The sequence below is a fragment of the Paraburkholderia sp. A1RI-2L genome (assembly GCF_048957375.1).
Taxonomy (GTDB): Bacteria; Pseudomonadota; Gammaproteobacteria; order Burkholderiales; family Burkholderiaceae; genus Paraburkholderia.
In genome coordinates this window covers 1,514,505-1,540,951 of record NZ_JARBTA010000002.1, presented here as the reverse complement: position 1 = coordinate 1,540,951, position 26,447 = coordinate 1,514,505, and the positions used below count along the sequence as shown (strand labels likewise).

Sequence of the window (26,447 nt, the reverse complement as noted above, 5' to 3'; positions counted from 1 at the left end):
GCACTGATGAGGTGGCCTGGGTATGAAACCCGCGACCGGTTCGGAGGGGATCTGAGGTCCGCTGCTCCACTCGCCAGAATGTGCCGCTAAAAATGCACGGCGACTTGCTGCAAGCGGAGCCCATCATACCTTGCGCGAGCCGCCCAGATCAAGCAGTTTGACGCCCGCGAGGCCCACGCGGAGCGCTCGCGGGCGTCGAACACGACGCGCCCATGGAGCAGCCACGGAACCACTTACGAAGCGCTGGCCCGCCGATTCGCGGCACGCGCGCCATCGGAGTCGGCATCGTCCGCTCCCTCGTCGCGCACCACCAAGGACGGCAACGACTGCGCGCCGCTCGCCGTGCGCGCGAGCACGGGCCGCAGTGCCGCGCCGGTGTGGCTCGCGGCCACCTTCACGAGCCCCTCCGGATGCGCCGCGCCGACAATCGTGCCGCCACCCACGCCGCCCTCGGGGCCGAGGTCGATGATCCAGTCGGCTTCGGCGATCACGTCGAGGTCGTGCTCGATCACGACCACGCTATGCCCTGCGTCGGCGAGGCGATGCAGCACGCGAATGAGGCGCGCCACGTCCGCCATGTGCAGGCCCACTGTGGGCTCGTCGAGCACGTAGAGCGTATGCGGCGCCTTCTGCCCGCGCCGGGTGACGTCGTCGCGCACTTTGGAAAGCTCCGTGACGAGCTTGATGCGCTGAGCCTCGCCGCCCGAGAGCGTCGGCGACGGCTGACCGAGCGTGAGATAGCCGAGCCCGACGTCCTTCATGAGTTGCAACGGATGTGCAATGTTCGTGATCGCGCCGAAGAACTCCACGGCCTCGTCGATTTCCATCGTCAGCACTTCGCCAATGTTCCGGCCGCGCCACGTCACAGCCAGGGTTTCCGGATTGAAACGCTGGCCATGGCAGACATCGCACGGAACTTTCACATCGGGAAGGAAGCTCATGCCGATCGTGCGCACGCCTTGGCCCTCACACGCCGGGCAGCGGCCGTCGCCGGTATTGAACGAAAACCGTGACGCGCTGTAGCCACGCGCGCGCGCCTCGAGCGTATCGGCAAAGAGTCGGCGAATCGCGTCCCACACGCCGATATAGGTGGCGGGACACGAGCGCGGCGTTTTTCCGATCGGCGTCTGGTCGACTTCGAGCACGCGGTCGATGGTTTCCCATCCGCTAATTGAGTCGCAGCCCTGCCACACATGCGAAACATCGAGCTTCGGCTTCACGCTCGTGCGCGCCAGCACGCTCGAGCGGCGCTCGGCCGCGCCCGGCGCGCTTTCCTTCGCCGCCTTGCGCGCGCGGCGCTCTGCCGGCGACGACAGCACCGACCGCCCCACCGCGTCGAGCAGATTCGAAAGCAGCACGTCGCGCGCGAGCGTCGATTTGCCCGAGCCGCTCACGCCCGTGATCGCGACGAGGCGGCCGAGCGGAATCTGCGCGGTCACATCGCGCAGGTTGTGCAGCTTGCCGCCATGCACCGTGAGCCACTGCGCGGGCACCGCTTCGCGGCCCGCGCGCGCCGGTTTCACCTCGCGGCGCGACTGCAACGGATGCACGATCGGATGCGCAAGATAGCGGCCCGTGATGGAGTCCGCCTGGGCCGCGAGATCGGCGACCTTGCCCTGCGCGACTACGCGTCCGCCGCGCTTGCCTGCGCTCGGCCCGATATCGATGATGTGATCCGCGCGGCGGATCGTGTCTTCGTCATGCTCGACGACGACGAGCGTGTTGCCCTTCTCGCCGAGACTGCGCAGCGCATCGAGCAGAATCTGGTTGTCGCGCGGATGCAAGCCGATCGTCGGTTCGTCGAGCACGTAGCACACGCCCTGCAGATTGCTGCCGAGCTGCGCAGCCAGGCGGATGCGCTGCGCCTCGCCGCCCGAGAGGCTCGGCGCGGCGCGATCGAGGCTCAGGTAGCCGAGCCCGACCTCTTCGAGAAACTGCAAACGGCTGCGGATTTCGCTCACCACGTCGCGCGCGATTTGCGCGTCGCGTCCGTTCAATTCGAGCGATTCGATCCAGCGGCGCGTTTCGGCCACGGTCCACTGTGCGACATCGACGATCGCATGCGCGTCGAAGGTCACCGCGCGCGCCTCGGGATTCAGGCGGGTGCCGTGGCAATCCGGGCACGGCTCGTCGACCATGCCCTCCGGCTCCTGCTCTTCCGATGGCAAAGTCTGCTCGCGGCCGCGATCGTCGGCGGCAAGGACGGTATCGTCATAGACCGCGCGCTGCTCGCGCGTGAGCGTAAGACCGGTGCCCACGCAGGTCGTGCACCAGCCGTGCTTGCTGTTGTACGAGAACATGCGCGGATCGAGCTCGGGATAGCTCGTGCCGCACACGGGGCAGGCACGCCGCGTCGAGAGCACTTTCACCATGCCGATGCGCGCAGTCGAACTGCCGTTGCCAATTGCATGATCGAGCCCGTCGAGCGGCGCCAGCAGATGCATGACACCCTTGCCGGCTTCGAGCGTCGTGTCGAGCAACTGGCGCAATTGCGCCTCGTTTTCGGGCTCGATCACGAGATCGCCGACCGGCAACTCGATCGTGTGCTCGCGGAAGCGGTCGAGCTTCGGCCACGGCGCCACCGGCACGAATTCGCCATCCACGCGCAGATGCGTATTGCCACGCGCCTTGGCCCATTTCGCGAGATCCGTGTACACGCCCTTGCGGTTCACGACGAGCGGTGCGAGCAGTCCCACGTGCTGGCCGCGATGCTCGCGCAGCAGCTGCGCGACGATGGCATCGGTACTTTGCGACGTCACGGGCGTGCCATCGTGCACGCAATGCTGCACGCCGAGCTTCACATACAACAGCCGCAGGAAGTGCCACACCTCGGACGTGGTCGCGACCGTGCTCTTGCGGCCGCCGCGCGAGAGACGCTGCTCGATGGCGACCGTGGGCGGAATGCCGTAGACCGCATCGACCTCCGGCCGCCCGGCGGGCTGCACGATGGAGCGCGCATAGGCGTTCAGCGATTCGAGGTAACGGCGCTGGCCCTCATGGAATAGAATATCGAACGCGAGCGTAGACTTTCCCGAGCCCGACACGCCGGTAATGACGTTGAACCGGCCATGCGGAATGTCGACGTCGAGCGCCTTGAGATTGTGCTCGCGCGCGTTCACGATGCGCACCACGTCTTCGCCCTGAATCTCGCGGCGCGCCTGCGCCGCGCGCAACGCCGTCTGCAGCGCCACGCCTTCTTCTTCGGCAACTAGCGTGCCGACACCGTTGCCGAGCGCGGCTTCATAACGTTCGAGCGCCGCGCCCGTATGCGAGCGCGGGCAAGCGATCACGTCGTCCGGGGTGCCCACGCACACCACCTCGCCGCCCGCGTCGCCCCCTTCGGGGCCGAGGTCGATCAGCCAGTCTGCAGCACGGATCACGTCGAGCTTATGCTCGATCACGAGCAGCGAATGGCCGCTCGCCAGCAGCTTGCCGAACGCACGCATCAGCTTGGCGATGTCGTCGAAATGCAGGCCGGTGGTGGGCTCGTCGAACATGAAAAGGCGCCCGCCCGCTGCGGTCTCCTTGCTCCCCTTGCCGTTCGCCTGCGCCGTTTCCGCGAGATAGCCCGCGAGCTTCAGGCGCTGCGCCTCGCCGCCTGAAAGCGTCGGTACGGGCTGCCCGAGCTTCACGTATTCGAGGCCCACGTCGACGATCGGCTGAATCACCCGCAATACTTCGACGTCCTCACTGAAGCACTGCGCCGCCTCGCTCACGGTGAGATCCAGCACGTCCGCCACCGAAAGCAAGCGGCCGCCGCGCTCGATCTTCACTTCGAGCACTTCAGGGCGGTAGCGGCTACCGTCGCAGTCCGGGCAACGCAGATAAACGTCGCTCAGGAACTGCATTTCGATATGTTCGAAGCCCGAGCCGCCACAGGTCGGGCAACGCCCCTCGCCCGAGTTGAAGCTGAACATGCCCGCCGTGTAGCCGCGCTGCTTCGCGAGCGGCGCCTTGGCGAACAGCTTGCGAATCTCGTCGAACGCGCCCACGTAGCTGGCCGGATTCGAGCGCGCGGTCTTGCCGATCGGCGACTGGTCGACGAACACGGCGTCGCTGATCTGCCCGGCGCCGCTTAGCTGGCGATAGACGCCCGGCGCTTCGGTCGCCTTGCCGAGATGGCGCGCGAGCGCCGGATACAGCACATCCTGCACCAAGGTCGATTTTCCCGAGCCCGATACGCCCGTCACGCACACGAGCCGCTGCAACGGAATGTCCACCGTGACATCGCGCAGGTTGTGCTCGCTCGCGCCTTCGAGCACGAGCCGCGGCGTGTCCGCATCGACGGCTCGGCGTGTCCAGTGCGACGCGTCGGCGACGGCCCGGCGACCGCCCAGATACTCGCCCGTCAAGGTGCCGGACGAGCGGATGTCGTCGGGCGTGCCATCGTAGACGATCGTGCCGCCACGCTCGCCGGGACCCGGCCCCATGTCGATCAGACGGTCGGCGGCCAGCATCACCGAGGGATCGTGCTCGACGACCACTAGCGTGTTGCCGGCGTCGCGCAGGCGCTGCATGGCCTCGACGATGCGGTTCAGATCGCGTGGATGCAGGCCGATGCTCGGCTCATCGAGCACGAACAGCGTTTTCGTAAGCGACGTGCCGAGTGCGGTGGTCAAGTTGATGCGCTGCACCTCGCCGCCCGAAAGCGTGCGGCTCTGGCGGTCGAGCGTGAGATAGCCGAGGCCGACGTCGCACAAATACCTCAGCCGCGTGCGCACTTCAGCAAGCAGCAACTTGAGCGCGTCGTCAAGCAGTGATGAGGATAGCGAAAGACTATCGAAGAAGCGGCGAATGCGCTCGATCGGCAGCAGCATGACATCGTGCAGCGTGAGGCCGGGCAGCGCTTCGAGCTGCGCGCGCGACCACTCCACGCCGTGCGGCATAAAGCGCGCTTCGGGCGCGAGCACTTCGCTGGCGTTCTCGCCGGTGCCGAGGCGCCATTGCAGCGCTTCCGTTTTCAGACGCGCGCCGCCACACGTTTCGCACGGCGTATAGCTGCGGTACTTCGAAAGCAGCACACGAATGTGCATCTTGTACGCCTTCGACTCCAGATACTGGAAGAACCGCTTGACGCCATACCACTGCGATTGCCAACTGCCCTTCCAGTCAGGCGTGCCGTCGAGCACCCAGTCGCGCTGCTCCTGCGTCAGCTCCGACCACGCGGTGTCGCGTGGGATGCCGGCCTTGGCGGCGTAGCGCATCAGGTCGTCCTGGCACTCCTTCCACGCGGGCGTTTGTAGCGGCTTGATCGCGCCGCCGCGCAGCGTCTTGCGCGCGTCGGGAATCACGAGCCCCCAGTCGACGCCGATCACGCGGCCAAAGCCGCGGCACACCTCGCACGCACCGTAAGCCGAGTTGAACGAGAACAGCGCCGGCTGCGGATCCGCATAGCGCAGATCGCTGTCGGGACAATGGAGGCCGGTGGAAAAACGCCAGATCAGCGGCTCGGATTTCGCATCGGAAACGCCGGCGGCGCCGTTGGTTTCCGATACGACATAAATGTTCACGCGTCCAGCGCCGCGCCTGAGCGAAGCCTCGATCGCCTCGATCACGCGGCTCTTTTCGGCGTTCTGCAAGCGGAAGCGGTCGGCCACCACGTCGAGCATCTTGCGCGTGCCGTCGGCGGTCTTCACTTCGCGCTGCGCCTGCACGCGCGTATAGCCGCTCGCGGAAAGCCACTGCGCGACTTCTTCTTCAGTAGTCGTCTCGGGCAGTTCGACCGGAAACGTCACGACGAGGCGCGGGTCGTCTGCCGCCGTGCGTGCGCGCAATTCCGCGTAAATCGTCTCGGGCGTATCGTGGCGCACCGGCTGCGCGGTCACGCGGTCGAAAAGGTTCGCGGCACGCGCGTAGAGCAGCTTCAGGTGGTCATTGAGTTCCGTCATCGTGCCGACCGTGGAGCGCGAACTGCGCACCGGATTGGTCTGGTCGATGGCAATGGCGGGCGGCACACCGTCGACGCGATCGACCTGAGGCCGGTCCATGCGATCAAGAAACTGACGCGCATAGGCACTGAAGGTTTCGACGTAACGGCGCTGCCCCTCCGCGTAAAGGGTGTCGAATACGAGACTCGACTTGCCCGAACCGGACGGTCCGGTCACCACCGTCATTTGGCCGGTGTGCAAATCGAGGTCGAGATTCTTGAGGTTGTGCTGGCGGGCACCGCGGATTCGGATTAGCTTATCGGATGGCAATTTATCGAATTAAATCAATGCGTTAGAGCCGTTTGGCGATACCTGCGCGCGGCCCCGATTTGCACATCCTAGCACTAAAGGAATCAAACACTTACAGGGCCGTTTTGGATTGTGCGCCGAGACTCGAAAGGTCGCGGGCGATAGTAGCACACTGTATATCCGTACAGTGCGAGAGGGATTTTGCGCGCGGCAAAAAGACTGGATAGGTTAATAGCCTATCGGGAGTTCGAATCCCCCTCTCTCCGCCACCCGCACCATAAGGCTTTGCGCCGTATTCGCGGGAAGCGCTGTACCTTAGAATCAGCGTTGTACCTTTGCAGGACACAAAATGGCTCCGTTCAACGGGGCCTTTTTTGTTTCCGGCCGTCGCTCCGAAGCTGCGCCTATACTGTATATCCATACAGTATTTTGGAGCCGATAAATGGAGCCGGAATGGGAATATGAGTGGGAATTCGTCGATGATGGCCGCCGGCGCGACGTCAAGCGCACCGGCTTCCACATGACGGACTATGAGGCGGAGCGGTGGTGGGCATATGGGCGGCCAGGAACCCGGCGCCTCGACGAGACGAAGCGTGACCGGGTAGCCCATGAAGAGAAAATGCGCGGCCAGCGCTGGCGAGGCCTGGAACCGTGGAATCACGGTGGCCTGCCATATGACTCCACTGGGAGACTGAAGAAGCGGCCGCGCGAGGAATAACGGCGCGGTCGCGTGTTGCCCTGTTACTGCGTTGCTGATGCTCCGGAGGCCGGCGCTGCGGCGCCCGTCTCCTTGTAGGCCAACGCAACATCATCAGCGATCGATTGCACTTGCAAATTTTGCAGGTACGCATCCGGCGTTCGGCAATCGGCGCCGTAGTGCGACAGGTCGGTTCCCACATTGGGGGTTGGCTTGCCGCTCGCATCGAAGCCAAATCCAGTTGGAACGCCGCCGGTAAATCGAATGGGCGCACCGTGGCTAAACGCGTCATGGAGCGCCCAGTCTAGGGCGGCCGAAGCCGAGTATTGCGTGTCGCATGTCTGGATTGGGTACACCACAAATACCGCCTTGCCTGCCACCGCAGCCCATTGCGAGAACACCAGAAGGTCGGCGGAAAACTGCTGGGCGGCGGCCTGTTGTGCAGGGTCGCTCGCCGGCGTGACCATATCGTCGAGCTGAAAGTTGACGATGAGCCATTCGCTCGGGTCTTTGAACTGGCTCGGGTCTGGCGACTTCCCGCTGTACTGCGTCGTCACGATCTGGTGCAGCGTCGTGCCGTCCATGACCTGCGGCGCAATGCTTGCCGTCACCCCGCGCGCGGCGAGCGCGTCCGTGAGCGTCTGCACCGTCGCTTGCGTATCCGATGCTGCGCCAGGCGCTTCCGCCGCGACTGCTGCAGAGATCAGGCTGAATTGTGCGCGCGCAACCTTCGCCGGCGCCGACACAATCGGCTTGCCGTACATCGAGATCGTTAGTGCTTTTGCCGCGGGCGTCGGGCTACCGCCATCGCTATTGCCTCCGCCACCGCCGCATGCAGTCAGGCCGACTGCAAAGAGAAAAGCTGCCGCAAGCCATTTTTTCACTCTTGTTCCCCGGTTTGATTTTTTGTTGAAGCGACCCTCTCAAGCCGCTCCAAAAGTTTACACACAATTTACGATTTGCCTACTGTCGTTCTGGGGCCTACTGCGTCACCTGCCCGCTTGGCTCGACGGTCACAGTGCCGGGCGCCGTCGCAAAATCGGCGACCTTGGCGTTCGTCACGCTCGCCTCTTTTGTCATGCCGAACCAGAAGCCGAGCACTTGCGACGACTCGCGCACGAAATACATCATCAGGCCGCCTGCCGTCGCGGCGATCACTGGGTCCTTGAGCGTGCCGTCCGCCACGCCGAGCAGCACGAGGAATACGATTCCGATCGTCGCTGCAACGACGACTATGCTCAGCAGCGGCCGCATCCAGTCCTTCGGCTGCTGTGACGCAAGTCGGCGCGCGCTGTCGCGGTCAGCGGCCTCTGCGGCGTAGATGTCCTTCTCGTAGGCGAGCTGGGCCTGCTGAGTTTGCGCACTGATCTGCGCGAGCTGCGCCTGCTGCTCGAGCACGGCTTTCTGAAACTGCAGCGCGAGGCTCGGGTCGGCCTGAAGTGCGGCGAGCGCGGCATCCGGCGCAGACTGCCCTGTAGCGTTTGCCGCAGTGCGTAGTTCTGCGTCGTGCCGTCGATCTGCACCAGTCCGCTATCGGTCCATGCCTGAAACCCCGCCGTCATTAGCTAGCCCCATAAAACAATATGCCATCCTGAAAAATGTCATAGCTGCTGTTTTTTGCGGCATACGACCACGATAGCGTGCTGCCAGAGATCGAAAAGCGCGGCGTGATTACACCACCGGATAGATACCCCTCCCCTATGGCGACGCTCGGCTGGAAAGACACCCATCCACCCTGAGCAAGCCGATCGTCAACAACACTCCCACTTGCGCCACCGCTAAGGCTCCGCGAGTCAATCACCCTCATCACCCGATACGTCGCATCGAGAACGATGTTTCCGCTCGCATCCCAAATTTGCAGTCCAGCAGCCATTACCAGAGCCCCAAGCGCACGCGCAGCGTGCCATTGTTGTCATAGACGAGCAGCGTCGAATCGTTGAGCGTCAGATACCCGCTTCCACTGTTCGCCCCATTCATCGTCAGCGTGCCGTTCTTGTCGAGCTTCCAGCGTGGCTGCCCGTTCGCGCCCACGGCCGTCGACTGGATGACGTCGCCGATCATGGCGTTTTGAATCCAGCCAGTGCCAATGAACGCCTGCGCGAGAAACACCTGGCCGCCCTGCACGACGAACGGTGACGACACAGCGGAACCGGTGTTGTCGAGGATCGCGAAACGTTGCGCCGCAACGAGCACCTGCGACTCGATCTGGCCGCTGTTGTTGTCGATACCGATGCCGATCCCGGCGACGTAGGTGCGACCGCCCGTCGTGACCTGCGTCTTGATCGTATACGAGGCATTCACGCGGCCGTTGAGGTCGGCATACGACTGCGAGACAGTTTGAACGGCGGCCGTGTTGTCGTTTGCCTGCGCCTGCACGGTCGTGATCTGCGACGCCATGGCGCTATCGGCATCGGTGCGCGCCTTCGTTTCTGTCTGCACTGCGGCGATAAGCGATGCGCCCTGCGAGTTCATCTGGGCAGTAACGGTATCCGTCTTCTGCGCCAGCGCCATGTCCGCCTCAGCGCGCGCCGACTGCTCGGACCATACGCCCGCATAGACGGTTGTCGCGCCCGCGTAACCTCCGGTGTCGCCGGCCATCGGCGGAATGACGACTTGGGCGCTTACCTGGTCGATGCGCGTCGAAAGCGCGCTGTCCCCATCGACGCGCGCCTGCTGCTCGGTGGTGATTGCGGCCGCGTTGTTGGTCACGCCCTGCTGCAGACCGGGAATCGCGTTGATCGGATCCAGCACATCCTGCGCGAGCTGCGTCTTGGTGATCTCCCCGGTGAGGTACGAGAGGATCTCCGTGGCATCGCTACTGCTCTGCCCATTCACGCCCGCGCCAGTCGGATACCACGGCCCGATGTTGCCCGATGTGTCGACGAGCCGCGCCCAGAAGAAGAACGACTGTCCCGCGGCCAGACCCATCAAGTTCGCGCGCGCCTGCGGAAAGGCGTAGTCGGCCAGCTTCACCGCGTCGGCGCGCGACGACGTACGGCTGTACCAGATCTCCGTACGCTGCGTATCGTTCGCCGAACCATCCGCTGGGAACGTCCAGTCGATCTGAATCGCGAACACCTGCGTCGTGGTCGTGAGCGACGTGACCGCCGGCGGCGGGCTGGTTTTGCCAGTGAGCTGCGTCGCGACGCTATATGCCGGGATCGACGTCACGCCCATCGCGTTCTGCGCGCGCACGCGGGCCACGTACGACCCCTGGTAGATGCCTGCCACCTCGGCCTGCAGGCCACCGGTCTGGTTGGCCGACACCCACTCGCCGTTGTCTTTTCTCCACTCCGGCAGATAGTTCACCGCCTTGTCGGCAGCGTCCCATGCGATCACCATGTTCGTCTTCGCGATCCCCTGATCGACGAACGAATACGTCGAGACGCGCACGTTCGCCGGCGGCATCTGCGCCGACGGCGGGATGACGGTAATGGGACGCTGCTGGATTTGCGCGCCGTTGTCGATCGCGGCGTACTTTCCCGGTTCGTGCTGCGCGGCGCTGATCGAGTACGTGATCTGGCCGTTATCATCCACTTCCTCGACGCCAGTCACGCGGAAGAGTTGCGAGACCAGGTCCGCGCTCTCCAGCATCCATACGGCGCCCGGCACCGCATCCACGTCGAATGCTGCCGTCATCGTGAGCGTGTCGCCAGCTACCGACTGCAGCGTGCGCTTCTGCGCAACGCCGTCAGGCATGATCACGGTGAGCGTGTCGCCGGCCGCCGCCGTCGGCGCCTTGTCGAGCACCACCGTTGCGCCCGCCATCGAACGGATGCGGCCACCGATACGCCGCCCAGCCTTGTTCGCGTCAGCGACAGCGATCACCTCCCCAGGCATGCACAGCGTGCCGTCGAGGCCGACCTGAAACGATACCGTGTTCGTCTCATAGCGGCTCGTGAGCAGCGTCCAGAGCCCGAGTCGGTGCGCCTGCGCCTGCGAGGTCGTGCCGAACGCAGTAATCTGCGCCTTGATGACGCCGTAGCGCGCGAGGCCGTCATCGTCAGGAACGTACTCGACCGCCTGCTTGTACTGATTCGCTGGGTCATTCCAGCTCACCTGCGCGACCGTGTAGCGCGTCTTGCGCTCCGAGCCGACGTACGAGAACTGGCCGCCCACCACGTTCGCCTGCGTGTACACGTGGATAGGATCGGACGGCATGTCTGAAGTCGCGATCACATTGCCCGCGCCCCAGTATGCCTGCCCGCGAAAGACGCCCGCGAGGTCTTGCAGCACCTTGAATGCATCGGCCTGCGACTGGATCACGCAGTTACACGTAAAGCGCGGCTCCTGGCCACCCTTGCCGTCCGACACCATGATGTCGCAGTACTGGGCGATCTCATACAGCTGCCACTTGTCGATCGAGGACGCGTCGACAAACTTGCCAGCGCCGTAGCGATCGTTCAGAACGAGGTCATAGAACACCCACGCCGGATTGTTCGTCCATGCCTGCTTGAACGTCCCATCCCACACGCCAGAATACGTGCGCGCGACCGGGTCGTAGTTCGACGGCACACTGATGATGAGGCCCTTTACATCGTACGAGCGGGTCGGCACCGAGCTGAACGAGCGCGCATCGAACGACATGCCAACGAGCGCACTCATCGGATAGCGCAGCTTCCGGTCGATGATCTCGGTTACCGCCTCGATGTTGACGACGTCCTGAATGTAGGTGTTGTGCGCGTTCGGCGTGATGCGGCGCACGCGCACGAGCCAGCCCGTCGTCGCAGCAGGCAACTCGATGCGCGCGCTGCGCTCGTAGAGCGACGTCGTCTTGCCATCGAACGCGCCAGACAGCACCTGCGCATACGAGCCACCATCGACAGCGACGTCGATCGCATACTCGATGCGATAGCCCGTCACGTCGCCCGTGGACGTGTTCGTCTGCTCGAGCGCCGGCACGCCGAAGCGGATGCGCGCCGCGGTGAGTTGCGTGTTCTGGATCTGATGGACCCACGGCGCATCGCTCGTGAGCGCCACGCCCACCGCCGTCTCGTTTTCGACAGCAGGAAAGCCCGACAGAAAGGACTGGTCCTGCGTGCCGACGCGCGTGTCGACGCTGTAATTCTGGAAGTTGCTCGATCCGTCGCCGTTCAGAATCGGCGTACCGTCGAGAAAGACGGACTGCAGGCCGTTCGCCAGGCCAACAATCGGCCCCTCGGAAACGAGGTCGAGCACCTTCGCATAGGCGATCGAGTGCAGGCTATCCGGCGACTCCGACGGCGAGCCGCCGCTGCCGCCGCCCTTGCTCCCTGAAATCCGCATCAGCTTTGATCCTCAGCATAAATCCCGGAACTGATCACCTTCGAGCCGACCAGCATGCGCCCGTAGACGACTGGAACCGGCTCGCCTTGTGCGGCGCTGTTCACTGGTCCATTGAAGTAATACGACGTGCCGTTATTGGCGACGCCGGCCAGGCCGCCCGTCTGCGGGCTGAGCATCTGCACCACGCCGCCTAGTGCCATCGAGGCACCCAGCCCGATCAGCGTCGGCATTTGCGTGAAGATGCCAACCACGACGAGCGCCGCGCCGAGAATCGTCTGGAACAGGCCGCCGCGCTTGCTGCCGAGCAGCACCGGCGCGACGCGGATCTCTTCGGGACCGACCGGGTATTCGAGCTCGTCGCGCACGAGGTTCTGCTTTCCGACGAACACCGCGAACGTCAGCCCCTGCTCGCGAGATCGCGCCATGAACTGCCGAAAGCCCGGCACCACGACGCTGAGCGCGCGCATGGCCTCTGACGTCGACCGCACGGCGAGGCGGTGCACGCGGCCGAAGCGCGCGCCGAGCACGCCATACAGCCGGATCGTGCGCAGTTGATCGTTCATTCGCTTCCCCTGTATCGCAGCGCCGTGCGAAGGCATTGCGCCCACATGCCGCCCCACACAGCCCGGCCCGAGAGACGACCGTGCATGTGGTGAAGGAAGTGGCCATCGCCGAGATAGACGCCAGCGTGATTCGGGACGCCGTTGCGGCTGCGAACCTGCATCAGCAATACGTCGCCCACCCGCAGCTCCGCGCCGAGCCCGACATCCTCGAAGCCCGCGGCGCGGTAGTTGTCGAGGTAGAGCGACGAGTGACCGTCGTCCCACCAGTCATCGCGCCGTTCAAAATCGGGCAGCACGACGCCGCGCTCGAGGCGATACCAGTCGCGCACGATCGCGTAGCAGTCATGCACGCCGTGCACGAACTGCCGCCCAATCAGCGGAGCGATGTAGCCGCTCGGTCCAAACTCGCACCAGTCGTCTACGGCGATCGAGCCATCGGCCTGCACGCCCAGCGAGACGATCACCCAACGCGCGATTCCGCTCTGCTCGCACATCGCCTTGTCAGCTGCACTCGGGCGCGGCGGCGCGCCTGGGTGTGAGTGCACCAGCGCGACTATCTCGCCCATGTCCTCGGCGCGCGCGTAGTCCTCACCAGCAAGCACGAAATGCTCAGTCGGCGTGGCCGCCCAGTTCGCGCACGGCATATAGGTCTCGACGCCTGCAACAGACGTGACAAGGCCCACCGCCTCGCGCGGGTACTCCGCGATCGCGTGCGCGGCGATCGCGGCCTTCGTCGTATCGTTCATTCAGGAAAGGGTGTCGCTGAGAAATCCACCGATTGGAAGCGGATTGTTGACGCCGAAGCGGCACTCGCAGCCGCTTATCTTCATGCTGCACCGGTCAAGCGCCGGGTCGGCCACTGGCTGGTCGTTCGCGTCGAAATAAGCTGCGCCTGTGTAGCCGCAATTCGCATCGCGATACTTCCACTGGCAGATGCTCACGATCTGGCGCGCGGGAAGCTGCTGACCGCCGAAGTCGAGCGGCGAAGCGAGCGTGAACTCGACCTGCAGGCCGGGCTGCTCATTGCTCTTCTGCTCCACGCGCCAGATCTCAGCGGCCATTTCAGCAGTCGGGTCAGCCGTCGGATTGATGGCTGATTGCCCAGAACCCGACCAAGTGAGCGCGGCGCCGACAGCGGGCGCAGTCACAAGCGTCATCATGCCATTCGGCGCCGCACTATAGTCCGTCACCGTCACCGCAGCGGTGGTGGTGGGGATGTAGCTGCCTACCACGGAACCGCCTTCGATTTGCGCGCCCCATAGGTCAATAACAAAACCAAGCCCGGTGTTATTGACTAGATCAAAAAAGATTGTCCCGCCACTCCAAACCAACGGTACGCCCGTTACTCTGGTCCATGTGGATGTCGGCGTGTACCGTTTCTCTCCACCAACCGCGTAGTCTGCGATGTCCGCTCCGAGAGCTCCTGGCGATCCCGAATGCAACCGGCACCAGAATGACCCGGTGTATGTCCCCGCCGGAAGATTGGTGGAGTTAATTAAGCGCACCAGCCGGGAAGTGCCCGTAGCGGTTGTGAAATCGCACCGGACCGCAGTATTGCTTCCATCAGGGGCGTCAATGCCGGCGGTGAACGTGATGCCGCTCGTGGCCGGGTCAATCCACCAAGAAGGGTTGTATGTCGAATGCGCGATGTAATTCGTTCGCGCCGTCGCATACAGCAGCTGGTTGCCTTGCCAGTCGTTGCGGAAGATCGATTGAACGACCGCATTCTGGGTGACTGGCTGCCCCGCCGATCCGACGAGCTGAAACACCTTAGTCGCACCGTCGCCAGTTCCGAAGCGTTGATTCGTCGCCGCCACATCGGTAACGAAGTTCGCGGCATCGAGATACTTCACGAGCGTGCGCCGGCGGCGCACCGTCGCCCCGACCAGATCTGCGAGGTATACGCACAGCGCCGAGATCGTGCCGTTGATGTCGCCCACTGTGAGTGTCGGCGTCGGCTGCTGCGAGTCCGTCGTGCGCTTAAAGCCGCTCGCGCCGATCGGCCACGGCTTGTACTCGTTTCCCTGCCACCATATCGACGTCGACTGGAGGTGGCCATGGAAGCGCAGAATGTCACCTCCGATCGCCACGCAGTCGACCTCGAAAAGCTCGACAAGTCGCCCTGGTTCGAGTTGCTGAATATCGCTACTGATGCTCACAGAATGATCCCCGAGATCGAAGCGCCGTACGCTTGGGTAACCACACCTGGATCGCTTTGCAAGCCGCCGTAAATCTGGATCGCATACGTCCGACCTGGAACAAGGCTACCCACAGCAAACGTCATCGAAATGCACGTGTGATAGCCGACCACTCCGGCGCGCAGCGAAGCTGCAATATTGGTGCTGGCTAGTTCGATCGACTCGGCGAGCGTCTGCTCGTCGCGGCCATCGTATTCGATCACGCCGAAACGCGCAGTCAGCGGCAGATGCTCCGGCCAGACTTTGCGCACCGCGGCCAGCGTTTCCAGAAGGAAACGGCTGCGGTTTTCGAGGTTGCCGCCATAGGCGTCGTTGCGCTGGTTCGAATGTTCGGAAAAGAAACTCTGGCCGAGATAGCCGTGCGCGAAGTGCAGTTCGAGCCATTCGAAGCCGGCGTCGAGCGCACGTTTGGCCGCCGAAACGAAATCCTCGCGCACGCGCGCGATGTCGTCGAGCGTCATTGCACGCGGGACCTTCGGCAGATGCGCGCCGAACTCGATCGGGGACGGCGCGATCGCCTGCCAGCCGCGCGCGTCGCCTTCAGCGATATGGTCGTCGCCTTCCCACGGGCGGTTCGCGCTCGCCTTGCGGCCCGCGTGCGCGATCTGGATGCCCGGCACCGCGCCCGCCGCCTTGATTGCGGCGACCGTCGGCGCAAAGGCCTTGGCCTGCTCATCGTTCCAGATGCCCGCGCAGCCCGGCGTGATGCGGCCTTCCGGAGAAACCGCCGTGGCCTCGACAATCACGAGGCCTGCGCCGCCGCGTGCGATTTGAGCGTAGTGGACGTGATGCCAGTCGTTGATCATGCCGTCGACAGCCATGTACTGGCACATTGGCGGAACGGCAATGCGGTTGCGCAGCGTTGCGCCCTTGAGCTTGAACGGCTCGAACAATGCAGACATCAAATGCTCTCCTGTATTAACCGGAGCCGCCACTTTAGTGGCTCGCTCCGATCACGTAACGGTTACTGATTGACGCAAGCGCGCAATGCGCGCGGGTCGGCTGAGAAATCGGGATTTCCTCGCGTTGCCGAAAGGAAATAGAGACCAGAAGCGGACGACGGCGGTCATGAATTCGCCGCCGTCATCGATTGAGCACCGGCCCGCAACGGGCAAACCGGCGCGCTCACCGGATACAACTCGCGTGCGAAGCATCCGGTGACGAGACTCGAAGCTGGACTCGCCGTGCCTGCAGTTCTTTACAGGCGACCAGCCCGTGCTTACTTGCTGCGCAGCGCCGCAAGCAGCGCGTGGGCAACCGGCTCCGACGAAGCCGGGTTCTGCCCCGTGATGAGCAATCCGTCGGTTTCGACGTGCGGTGCCCAGTCAGCGGCTTTCGTGTACTTGCCACCGTTTTCCTTGAGCACGTCCTCGACAAGGAACGGCACCACATCGGTCAGCTGCACCGCGGCTTCTTCGCTATTCGAAAAGCCGGTGACCGCCTTGCCCGCCACCAGCGGCTGGCCGTCCGCACCCTTCACATGACGCAGCACGCCCGGTGCATGGCACACGGCAGCGACCGGCTTGCCCGCCGCAATTGTCTTCTCGATCAGTGCGACCGAGACCGGATCTTCCGCGAGGTCCCACAGCGGGCCGTGGCCGCCGGGGTAGAACACCGCGTCGAACGCACTCGCGTCGATCTCGACGAGGCGTTTCGTATTGGAAAGCTCGGCACGCGCCGTGGCGTCAGCGTCGAAACGGCGCGTCGCGTCGGTCTGAGCCGTGGGGTCGCTGCTCTTTGGATCGAGCGGCGGCTGGCCGCCCATGGGCGAAGCCAGCGTGATTTGCGCCCCCGCGTCGCGCAACGCGTAGTACGGCGCGACGAGTTCTTCGAGCCAGAAACCGGTCTTCTTGCCCGTGTTGCCGAGGTCTTCGTGCGAAGTCAAAACGATCAGTACTTTCATCAAGATTCCTCTTTTCGGTGATGTCCGTGTGCTTGCGCGATCTGCGCGACCCACATCGAAAACTGCTCCGCACAGCACGCTGGAAACGGACTATTAGACCAGTCGTCTAGTAACAGGCTGCACCAAGTGGCCCATTTGCATGGCGCCCGCTCAAGCGCGCCGCTTCATTGCAATGCTGATGCCCGGAAACGCCGGCTCGCGTTCGATCAATCGCCTGCCGGGAGATTCAACAACTGCCGCGTAGTCGCCATCGCAGCGTCGAGCGGGCTGCGGTCGCGGCGGATCTTCTCCATCAACGTCGCACCCAGCCATAGCTGATACAGGGCCCCCGCCGTTACGGCAGCATCGTTCACGCCCGCAAGCGACCCATCCGCGCGACCTTCTTCGATGCATGCCGCAATGCGTCCGATGATCTCGTCCGTACCGCGGCGCAGGACCGCGCGCATCGGCTCCGAAAGATCACTGACTTCCGCACCCAGCTTCACCGCCAGGCACTTGCCGTCCGGACCGTCCGCGCATTGCATCACGCGCCACGCGTCGAAATAACCAATGAGCCGCGTGGCCGGCGTACCTACCTCGCTCGAGAGTTGCGCCGCGAGGCGTTCCGCGTACTCGGTGAAATACGACGTCAGCAACGCTTCACCGAACGCTTCTTTCGAGCCGAAATAGTGATAGAACGACCCCTTGGGGACGCCCGCAGCCGCGAGAATCTCATTGAGACCCACGGCCGAAAAACCCTTGCCCAGCAAGATGGGCATGGCAGTATCGAGAATGTGTTGCCGCGTTTCGACGGCTGGCGCTGCGTTCATGGGTTGCCATGTTACCGGCGGAATAGACCAGTCGTCTAGTAAACGCGCGTCCGTCGTAGTGTTTTCCACGATCGGAAATTCCAGCGCTCCGCATCGTTTCCGAAACGAAACTCCAGGCTCAAAAACGAAAAACGCCGCCGGGCGCGAGCCCAGGCGGCGTTGTCTTGGCCGTCGCGCCCGGCGCGAGCGCCGGACTTGACGAGACAAGAAATTAACGCGACATCATATTCATGCCGACGTTATGCATGACCCACAGCGTACCGCCGACGATGATCAACACCGTCAGCACCGTGTAGGTGAACGCGGTCACGTTCCAGCGCTGGCTCGACGACGAGTTCATGTGCAGGAAGAACACGAGGTGCACGAGGATCTGCACGACCGCCAGCACGGCAAGGCCGAGCAGCGCGGTTTCGCGCGAGAAGCCGCCATGTAGCACGAGCCAGAACGAAGCGGCCGTGAGCACCACCGCCAGGACGAAACCTGCCAGGTAACCGCCGAGGCTGCCGTGGCTTTCTTCTTCGTGGATGGAATGAGCACTCATTTAGATCACGCTCGCAAGGTAAACAAAGGAGAACACGCAGATCCAGACAATGTCCAGAAAGTGCCAGAAAAGGCTCAGGCACGACAGGCGGCGAATTTCGCGCTCGCCGATTTCCGGCGCCTTCAGGGTCTGCACCATCAGCACGATCATCCAGAGCATGCCAAACGTCACGTGGATACCGTGGGTGGCCACCAGCGTGAAGAACGACGAGAGGAACGCGCTGCGCTGCGGGCCCGCGCCTTCTTCGATCAGGTGCGCGAATTCATGCAGTTCGAAGTACAGGAAGGTCGCGCCCAGCAGGAACGTGACGGCCAGCCAGAACATCACCTGGCCGGTGCGCTTCTTGTACGCGCCGATCATCGCGAAGCCGTACGTGATGGACGACAGCAGCAGCACTGCCGTTTCCAGCGCGACGCCCGGAATGTCGAACAGGTCCTTGCCGGTCGGGCCGCCTGCGAACTGGTGCTGCATCACGGCGAACACTGCGAACAGCGAGCCGAACAGAATGCAGTCCGTCATCAGGTACAGCCAGAAGCCGAACACCGAATGTGACGGCGGGTGATCGTGGTGATCGTGCGCCGCCAGTGCGGCCGCACTTGTATTCGTCGACATCAGTTGGCCTCCAGTGCTGCTTCGTCAACCTTGCCACGGCGCTGCTTGTCTTCGAACGCCTTGACCAGTGCGCGATTACGCGCTTCTTCATCGGCCCGGACCTTGGAGGCCGGGATGTAGTAACCCTCGTTTTTCTGGAAGCTGTAGCCGATTGCCGTCGCGAGAATGCCGACGAAACCAGCGATCATGAGCCACCAGATGTGCCAGATGCCAGCAAAGCCGACCACCAGGCTGAAGAAGCCGATAAAGACGCCTGCGCTCGTGTTCGAGGGCATGTGGATATCGGTGTACTTCGTGTTCGCGACGTCCGGCGTTTCGCGGCCCATTTCCTTCATGTGCGCGAATTCGTCGAGCTCGCTCACGTGCGGGATAACCGGGAAGTTATACGACGGCGGCGGCGACGAGATCGACCATTCCAGCGTACGGCCACTCCACGGATCGCCCGTCAGGTCGCGGTTTTCCGGCAGGTTGCGGTCGCGAACCGAAACGTACAGCTGTGCGAACTGGTGCACGATGCCGATCAGCACGAGCACGGCGCCGAACCAGGCGACGATCATCCACGGATGCCATGCCGGATTGTCGTAGTGGTTCAGACGACGCGTTGCGCCCATGAAACCGAGCACGTACAGCGGCGTGAACGCAACATAGAAGCCCGTGAGCCAGAACCAGAACGCGCGCTTGCCGAGCTTTTCGTTGAGCTTGAAGCCAAATACCTTCGGAAACCAGAAGTTCATGCCGGCGAAGTAGCCAAACGCCACGCCGCCGATGATCACGTTGTGGAAGTGAGCAATCAGGAACAGCGAGTTGTGCAGCACGAAGTCCGCGCCCGGGATCGCCATCATTACGCCGGTCATGCCGCCGATGGTGAAGGTGACCATGAAGCCGAGCGTCCACAGCACGGCCGAGTTGAACTCGAGGCGGCCGCGGTAGATCGTGAACAGCCAGTTGAAGATCTTCACGCCCGTCGGGATCGAGATGATCATCGTGGCGATGCCGAAGAACGCGTTGACGTCCGCGCCCGAACCCATCGTGAAGAAGTGGTGCAGCCACACGAGGAACGCCAGCACCATGATCGCGCAGGTCGCATAGACCATTGCCTTGTAGCCGAACAGCGGCTTCTTCGAGAAGGTCGAAACGACTTCCGAGAAAATGCCGAACGCCGGCAGGATCAGGATGTACACCTCAGGGTGACCCCAGGCCCAGATCAGGTTCAGGTACAGCATGGCGTTGCCGCCGGCATCGTTCGTGAAGAAGTGCATGCCCAAGTAGCGGTCGAGGCCGAGCAGCGCGAGCGCGATGGTCAGGACCGGGAACGAAGCCATAATCAGCACGTTCGTGCACAGCGCCGTCCACGTGAACACCGGCAGCTTCATCATCGTCATGCCGGGGGCACGCATCTTGATGATGGTGACGAAGAAGTTCACGCCGGTCAGCAGCGTGCCGACACCGGAGATCTGGAGCGCCCACAGATAGTAGTCGACACCAACCCCTGGACTGTATGCGAGCTCCGAAAGCGGCGGATACGCGAGCCAGCCGGTCTGCGCGAATTCACCGACGACCAGCGAGATCATCAGCAGGGCCGCGCCAACGGCCGTCATCCAGAACGACAGCGAGTTCAGGAACGGGAACGCCACGTCGCGCGCACCGATCTGCAGCGGCACGACGATGTTCATCAGGCCGACCATGAAGGCCATGGCCATGAAGAAAATCATGATCACGCCGTGCGCCGTGAAGATCTGGTCGTAGTGATGCGGCGGGAGAAAGCCCGGCGCGTTGTACGCGAGCGCGAGCTGGCTACGCATCATGATGGCGTCGGCGAAGCCGCGCACGAGCATGACGAGAGCGACGATGATGTACATCACGCCCAGACGCTTGTGGTCGACGCTCGTCAGCCACTCCGTCCACAAGTATTTCCACTTACCGAAGTAAGTGATGCCACCGAGCAAGAGTGCGCCGATGACCGCCATGCCGAACATCGTGCCGAGAATAATCGGCTCGTGATACGGAACGGCATCCAGTGTAAGTTTTCCGAACATGCCTGGTTACCCCTTGGTCACGCACGACGGGTCACTGAAATTCGTGACGTGGCCGTTGTTGTACTTCGCAATGATGTTGTTGAAGAGCTTCGGGTCGACCGTCGAGAAGTACTCAACCGGAGCCTTTTCGCTCGGCTTGGCGACCGTCGCGTACTGATCCATCGAAAGCGACGTTTGCGACGCCTTGACCTTCTGGACCCATGCGTCGAAGTCTTGCTGGTTCGTTGCGATCGTGCGGAACTTCATGTCCGAGAAGCCCTTGCCGCTGAAGTTCGCCGACAGGCCCGCGTAATCGCCGGCTTCGTCCGCGATCAGGTGCAGGCGCGTCTGCATGCCGGCCATCGCGTAGACCTGGGTGCCCAGTTGCGGGATGAAGAACGAGTTCATCACCGAGTCGGACGTGATGCTGAAGTTCACCGGCGTGCCAACGGGCACAGCCAGCTGGTTCACCGTGGCAATGCCGAGGTCCGGATAGATGAAGAGCCACTTCCAGTCCAGCGCGACCACTTCGACGTTGATCGGCTTGACGTTCGATTCGAGAGGCTTGTACGGGTCGAGCTCATGCGTGGTTTTCCACGTGAGCACGCCGAGGAACAGAATGATCAGCGTCGGCACGGTCCAGACGACGACTTCGATAGCCGTCGAGTGCGACCACTTGGGCGCATAAGTGGCGTTGCGGTTCGACGCGCGGTAACGGTACGCGAACCACAGCGTCAGGATGATCACGGGGATCACCACGATCAGCATGGCCCAGGTGGAGGTCGCGATCAGCGACTTTTCCGCCATCCCCACGCTGCCTTTGGGGTCGAGGACTTCCAAGTTGCATCCGGAAAGACACATGGCCAATCCGGCACTCACGGGAAGCAGTAACCTTTGCAAGGTCGTTCTTTTCATCACGTTTGCCTGAAATTCATTCATTGAATAGTTCCGGACACACCCCTTTGACATGAGACAAGGGAAGCGCGCCCGAATCATACAGCCGCTCTGATCGAAGACAATCAATGAATGCAGAAATGATCTTTGTCAAAACCGAAATCGAGACACTATGTCGCATGTGTTCGCGAGGTTTGTCGCGCCTCGGAAACACACGCACATCGCGCCCTGATACGGCCTTGACACCGATCCGCAGCGGCTTTTTTCGAACATCAAAATTCGAAACCTTCTGGACGCACCTCGCGCGCCGCGCCGCCTCATGGCGGGGCGGCGCGCGAGGTGCGCCGTCATTCCTTGCTGATCACGACCTTTACGTCGTTACGTCGGCGAGTGCTGCGCGGCACGCACGTCGGTGCCCGCACGCACGGCTTCCGCAGGCGCACCGTCGTCAGCGGGCTGCTTCGAGCGGCCTGCCTGGTTCACGAGGTTCGCTGCCGAGAGCTCGATCGCATCGGTCATGGGCTTCGGGTAGAGGCCCACTGCCAGCACCAGCGCTGCGAGCGAAGCGAAGATCAGCGTTTCGCGGCGGCCGAGGTCGGCCAGCTTCGCCACGCGCTTGTTCGCCACAGCGCCGAAGATCACGCGCTTGTACATCCAGAGGGTGTACGCAGCGCTCAGAATGACGGTCGTCGCGGCAATCGCGCCGACCCAGAAGTTCACGCGGATCGCGCCCATGATGACCATGAACTCGCCCACGAAGCCCGAGGTGCCCGGCAGGCCCAGGTTGGCCATGCAGAACAGCATCATGAAAGCGGCGTAGCGCGGCATCACGTTGGCGACGCCGCCATAGGCCGAGATCGTGCGCGTCTTCGTGCGGTCGAACAGCACGCCGACCGAGAGCAGCAACGCGCCCGAGACAAAACCGTACGAGATCATCTGCACGATCGCGCCTTCGGTGCCGATCTGGTTGAAGAGGAACAGGCCCAGCGTGACGAGACCCATGTGAGCCACCGTCGAGTACGCGAGCATCTTGGTCATGTCGGTCTGCGCGAGCGCGAGCAGGCTCGAGTACACCACCGCCACGAGCGAGAGCGTGATGATCGCCGGCGCGAAGAAGTGCGCGGCGTCGGGCGTGATCGGCAGCGTGAAGCGCAGGAAGCCGTAGCCGCCGAGCTTGAGCATGGCCATCAGCACGGTCGCGCCGGTGGGCGCCTCGAGGTGGACGTCGGGCAGCCAGGTGTGGAACGGCCACATCGGCACCTTGACCGCGAAGGCCGCGAAGAAACCGATGAAGATGAGAATCTGCGGAACGAAGCCGAGCGTGAGGCTATGCCACACGGACATGTCGAAGGTGTGCGACTGGCTGTAGAGATACAGCATCGACAGCAGCATCAGCAGCGAGCCCGCGAGCGAGAAGAAGAAGAACTTGACCGCCGCGTAGGTGCGACGAGCGTGGCCCCACGTGCCGATCAGCAGGTACAGCGGAATCAGTGTCGCTTCGAAGAACACGAAGAACAGCATGCCGTCGGTGGCCGCGAAGGTGCCGACCATCAGACCCGAGAGAATCAGGAACGCGCCGAAGTACTGCGCGACGCGCTCCGTGATCGACGCCCACGAGGCGATCACGATCACGAGCGTGGTGAACGCGGTCAGCACGACGAGCCACATCGAAATTCCATCGATCCCGAGACGCCAGGCAACCCCGAACTCGGGCAGCCAGTTGCGAAATTCGACGAACTGCATGCCGGCAGCGTGGTTGTCAAAACCAGTGATCAGCGGCAAGGTCAACAGCAGGCCAACGATGGCGCCGATCAGCGACAGCCAGCGCGCGCGCTGCGGTTGACGATCCGATCCGACGCGCAGGACGGCCACACCGAACAGGATGGGAATCCAGATCGCCAGACTCAGGAATGGAACGGAATGCATTTCAACGGGACCCTAAAAATGCGGAGCGAATAGCTTCCTCGGCGCACGGATTGGTGCGCAAGCAATTTGAAAGATTGACGTGGGGTGAAAATCGGACCAGCCGCGCTGTAACGAATTTGTCAGCTACAAGGCGAAATGCAACACACGTTCAAGGGTTAACGAGGGTAATCGGAATACGGAAGTTTTGCAGCGCAACAACTCGCACCGGATCAAAGCTTGATACAAGTCATTGTTTTTATTCAGATTCATACTAAGACGAAATACAACACATTGCGTCAGACGCATGTTTTTTGATCTGGAAAGTGCCCCTTGAGACTTCCTTGATCAACCCAGGAGCGACATGTCGTCGCTCCGCGCGGCCCGAATAATACCTTACTTGTTTCTTTCGGTTCAATGACTTATGCATAGAACTCAGGGGCGAGAAACCGTGCCTGCCCCGCCCCGCGCGCGTTTGCGCGATGCAAAAAACCTCCCGTTCGTTTCGCGCCGCGCAGTCGGCACGCCAAATAGCCTCAATATGACCATGGTTAATTTATCAAATGAGAATCATTTGCATTTGAGAAGGGTTTGCAGCATCATGACGCCAGAGTCCGTGCTGAAGCACGCCTTCCAGCCGACAGGAGGCTTCATGAACCCGACTACCCTATTCGCGAGAAACGACACACTGATCGACGAAACCTTCGTCCAGCATCCGGACAGCGCCGAGCAAACCGTGCTGCGCGCGGTGCGCACCTGGCTGCGTCCGCACTGCGATGCGCATGGCAAAGCCGAAAACTGGCGCGGCGTGCTAGCCGAGGCCGGGCTCGCCCCTCACGGCATCGACCACTTCGAACACTTGATGGCCACCCTGTGCCGCGCCTCGTGCCGGCCGCTCGACACGCGCTGCCGTTGCGCATCCGAGCTCGCGAAGGACGAAGGCTCGCTGCTGCAGGTCATCGCGCTGCTGCAATCGACCCGCAGCGAGGCCGCCGTGCAACTGCTCAACGACTGGCTGCCGACATCGAGCGTGAGCGGCATGCTCAAGACCGCGCGCTGGTTCGCCATCGCGCTGCTCGATGCTGGCTTGCGGCTGAGCCACCGCGCGCGCCGCGTTACGTACATGCATTGAATGCTTGGGGGCCGCGCAACGAGTGCGCGGTTTTTCGCCAGCGGCAAATCAATCAGGATCGCCAACTACATTGTTGTGTTGCTTCGTACTGCGGGTGCTGCGGGTGCTGCAGGTGCTGCAGGTGCTGCGGGTGCTGATCGTGCGCGCATAACGCCGCGCCGCGTACGCCAGGCGCGGGTACATTTCGCCCGGGACCGCGAACAGCACAAGCGCGCAAAGCGCGAGCACGCCGCAGAACAGAAACGTGCCGCGATACCCGAACGCCTGCACGAGCAGGCCTGTGAGCACGCCGGACAGAATCGAGCCAAGCCGCGATGCGTTGAAGAACAGCGCGGTGGCGCGCCCGGGCGATTCGGGCATCAGGTCCTGCACATAGGTCATGCCGAGACACGAGGTGACGGCCACCACGAATGCGTTGAGGATCTGCATGGGAATCAGCGCGTACACGCCCGGCGCTGCCGACATCGACACGAAATACACCGCGTGCACGACGGCGCAGGCCGCGAGCCAGCGCAACTTGTTCAGCCGCGACGCTTTCGCGCCGAGCGCGAGCATCATCGGAATCTCCATGAACGCGCCGAGCCCGAGCATGATCGAAACGTCGAGGCGCGAGCCCTGCAGGCCATGCACGATATAGAGCGGCAGCACGATCATCGTCGCGTTGGCGGCGAGGCCGATGAGCGTGAGCGCCACCACCGCGCGCATGATGTCGCCTTGCGAAACGTCGGGGGCGCTCGCATGCGCGCGCTGCGTCACGGCCGGCTGCACCTCGGCCTGGGTGAGCGGCTGGCCTTCGTGCGGCGCATTGGCCTCTTGCGCCAACTCCGCGGCCACCTCCTCGGCCGTGGGCCGCGTCATCAGATGCTGGGTCGCGTGCTCGTCCTGGCGCGGCTCGCGCATGCGCCAGACGATCGTGCCGCACACAGCAAAGCTCGCCGCCGCGAACAGGAATAGCCCGTAGAAGCTGGTGGCCGCGAGCACCAGTGCGCCAACCGCCGGCCCGAACACCCAGGCTGCTGACAGAATCGTGCGCAAGGTCGCGCTCGCGAAGGTGCGCTCGGCATCGTCGGCGGCCGGCAGCGCCGCACGGCTGAACGAAAACACGAGCGAGAGCGCGCAGCCGCCCGCGCCGATGAACACCACGCCCACCGCGAGCAGTAAGCGGTAATCGCGCACGACGCACAAGCACAAATAGCCGAGCGTGGCCGCGCACAGCGAAGCGAGCAACAGCGGCCGATGCTTGCCCGAGGCATCGCTCCAGCGCCCGGCCGCCGTGCTGGCGATGACGCCGCTCGCTGCGATCGCGGTCATGAACACGCCGAGCCGCAACGGCGTCATGCCGGCGCGTTCGACGCCGAACAAGGACAGGTACGGTGCGGTGAACGACATCGCCACGCCCAGCATGAGCGTGGCGCCGGCGAGCGGCAGAAAACCGGGAATACGCAGAAGACCGGCAAAGCGCGAGTTCTTGAGCACGGCGCGACGCAGAGTGGGAGGAGAAGCCGCGACACGCAGGCGTCGCGATCATGTCGTAATCAGGCGTATCGAGGGCGATTATCGGGCGCAAGCCGCGCCTCGCGCAAGGCGCTTGCCAGGCGTGTCAGCATCTGGGTGCGCTATCCACAGATTTCGTGCATAGGCCTGTGCGTAACTCAGGGACGAGTGCGGCAAGTGCCTGATGCGTATCGGATTGTGCGTGCCGTTTCCGAATGCAGCAAATTTGCCGCAGAAACGAAAACT

General features: G+C 63.1%; 16 protein-coding genes and 4 pseudogenes. 2 read left to right on the top strand and 18 right to left on the bottom strand.

The annotated features are described in order from the left end of the window. Nucleotides 1–233: 233 nt before the first annotated feature. Entirely contained in the window at nucleotides 234–6,197 is a 5,964-nt protein-coding gene (gene uvrA / locus PWP93_RS21860) for an excinuclease ABC subunit UvrA (RefSeq protein WP_421045912.1), read from the bottom strand. A gap of 421 nt (nucleotides 6,198–6,618) precedes the next feature. On the opposite strand from uvrA, the gene PWP93_RS21855 reads away from it, so the two are divergent. Then, nucleotides 6,619–6,894 carry a hypothetical protein gene (locus PWP93_RS21855; protein WP_421045911.1) on the top strand — a complete coding sequence of 92 codons (276 nt, stop codon included), beginning with the start codon at nucleotides 6,619–6,621 and terminating at the stop codon, nucleotides 6,892–6,894. Between the two features lie 23 nt (nucleotides 6,895–6,917). Here the strand turns inward: PWP93_RS21855 and PWP93_RS21850 are convergent, their stop codons facing one another. From PWP93_RS21850 to PWP93_RS21775, 16 genes and pseudogenes are all read right to left on the bottom strand, one after another. Next, nucleotides 6,918–7,757 (bottom strand): hypothetical protein, encoded by an 840-nt coding sequence (locus tag PWP93_RS21850; RefSeq protein ID WP_421045910.1) that lies wholly within the window; start codon nucleotides 7,755–7,757, stop codon nucleotides 6,918–6,920. A 97-nt stretch (nucleotides 7,758–7,854) separates the two neighbouring features. Continuing rightward, complete coding sequence (locus PWP93_RS21845) at nucleotides 7,855–8,271, bottom strand: hypothetical protein (RefSeq protein ID WP_421045909.1); 417 nt, start codon at nucleotides 8,269–8,271, stop codon at nucleotides 7,855–7,857. Nucleotides 8,272–8,745: 474 nt separating this feature from the next. Then, on the bottom strand, nucleotides 8,746–12,138 hold the full coding sequence (locus PWP93_RS21840) for a host specificity protein J (protein WP_421045908.1): 3,393 nt from the start codon (nucleotides 12,136–12,138) through the stop codon (nucleotides 8,746–8,748). Next, nucleotides 12,138–12,701, bottom strand: coding sequence for a tail assembly protein (locus tag PWP93_RS21835; RefSeq protein WP_421045907.1), 564 nt, complete (start codon nucleotides 12,699–12,701; stop codon nucleotides 12,138–12,140). The genes PWP93_RS21840 and PWP93_RS21835 overlap by 1 nt, the downstream gene beginning before the upstream one ends. After that, on the bottom strand, nucleotides 12,698–13,447 hold the full coding sequence (locus PWP93_RS21830; protein ID WP_421045906.1) for a C40 family peptidase: 750 nt from the start codon (nucleotides 13,445–13,447) through the stop codon (nucleotides 12,698–12,700). Before PWP93_RS21830 ends, PWP93_RS21835 begins: the two co-directional genes overlap by 4 nt. Continuing rightward, nucleotides 13,448–13,789: pseudogene (locus tag PWP93_RS21825) on the bottom strand (phage minor tail protein L); the annotation flags it as partial. Between the two features lie 111 nt (nucleotides 13,790–13,900). Further along, nucleotides 13,901–14,554: pseudogene (locus PWP93_RS21820) on the bottom strand (phage head spike fiber domain-containing protein); the annotation flags it as partial. Beyond that, a pseudogene (locus PWP93_RS21815) lies at nucleotides 14,528–14,860 on the bottom strand (phage minor tail protein L); the annotation flags it as partial. The pseudogenes PWP93_RS21815 and PWP93_RS21820, both read right to left, overlap by 27 nt. Before the next feature lie 185 nt (nucleotides 14,861–15,045). Then, nucleotides 15,046–15,801: pseudogene (locus PWP93_RS21810) on the bottom strand (NADH:flavin oxidoreductase/NADH oxidase); the annotation flags it as partial. Nucleotides 15,802–16,118: 317 nt separating this feature from the next. Then, nucleotides 16,119–16,802 (bottom strand): type 1 glutamine amidotransferase domain-containing protein, encoded by a 684-nt coding sequence (locus tag PWP93_RS21805; RefSeq protein WP_421045905.1) that lies wholly within the window; start codon nucleotides 16,800–16,802, stop codon nucleotides 16,119–16,121. Between the two features lie 206 nt (nucleotides 16,803–17,008). After that, nucleotides 17,009–17,611: a TetR/AcrR family transcriptional regulator gene (locus tag PWP93_RS21800; protein ID WP_421045904.1), complete on the bottom strand. Its 603-nt coding sequence runs from the start codon at nucleotides 17,609–17,611 to the stop codon at nucleotides 17,009–17,011. Nucleotides 17,612–17,822: 211 nt separating this feature from the next. Beyond that, nucleotides 17,823–18,152 (bottom strand): cytochrome o ubiquinol oxidase subunit IV, encoded by a 330-nt coding sequence (cyoD, locus tag PWP93_RS21795; protein WP_421026935.1) that lies wholly within the window; start codon nucleotides 18,150–18,152, stop codon nucleotides 17,823–17,825. Next, complete coding sequence (gene cyoC, locus PWP93_RS21790; RefSeq protein ID WP_421026934.1) at nucleotides 18,153–18,764, bottom strand: cytochrome o ubiquinol oxidase subunit III; 612 nt, start codon at nucleotides 18,762–18,764, stop codon at nucleotides 18,153–18,155. Beyond that, the gene (gene cyoB / locus PWP93_RS21785) at nucleotides 18,764–20,800 is read right to left on the bottom strand and encodes a cytochrome o ubiquinol oxidase subunit I (RefSeq protein WP_421045903.1); all 2,037 of its coding nucleotides are present in this window, start codon (nucleotides 20,798–20,800) and stop codon (nucleotides 18,764–18,766) included. Before cyoB ends, cyoC begins: the two co-directional genes overlap by 1 nt. A 6-nt stretch (nucleotides 20,801–20,806) precedes the next feature. Further along, nucleotides 20,807–21,694: a ubiquinol oxidase subunit II gene (gene cyoA, locus PWP93_RS21780; RefSeq protein WP_035533912.1), complete on the bottom strand. Its 888-nt coding sequence runs from the start codon at nucleotides 21,692–21,694 to the stop codon at nucleotides 20,807–20,809. Nucleotides 21,695–22,051: 357 nt separating this feature from the next. Then, a complete protein-coding gene (locus tag PWP93_RS21775; protein WP_421045902.1) occupies nucleotides 22,052–23,599 on the bottom strand; it encodes an NADH-quinone oxidoreductase subunit M in 1,548 nt (515 codons plus the stop codon). A gap of 628 nt (nucleotides 23,600–24,227) precedes the next feature. Between PWP93_RS21775 and PWP93_RS21770 the strand changes: the two genes are divergently transcribed. After that, nucleotides 24,228–24,707: a hypothetical protein gene (locus PWP93_RS21770; RefSeq protein ID WP_421026931.1), complete on the top strand. Its 480-nt coding sequence runs from the start codon at nucleotides 24,228–24,230 to the stop codon at nucleotides 24,705–24,707. 48 nt (nucleotides 24,708–24,755) lie between these two features. Here the strand turns inward: PWP93_RS21770 and PWP93_RS21765 are convergent, their stop codons facing one another. Next, nucleotides 24,756–26,183 carry a sugar efflux transporter gene (locus PWP93_RS21765; protein WP_421045901.1) on the bottom strand — a complete coding sequence of 476 codons (1,428 nt, stop codon included), beginning with the start codon at nucleotides 26,181–26,183 and terminating at the stop codon, nucleotides 24,756–24,758. Nucleotides 26,184–26,447: the final 264 nt, after the last annotated feature.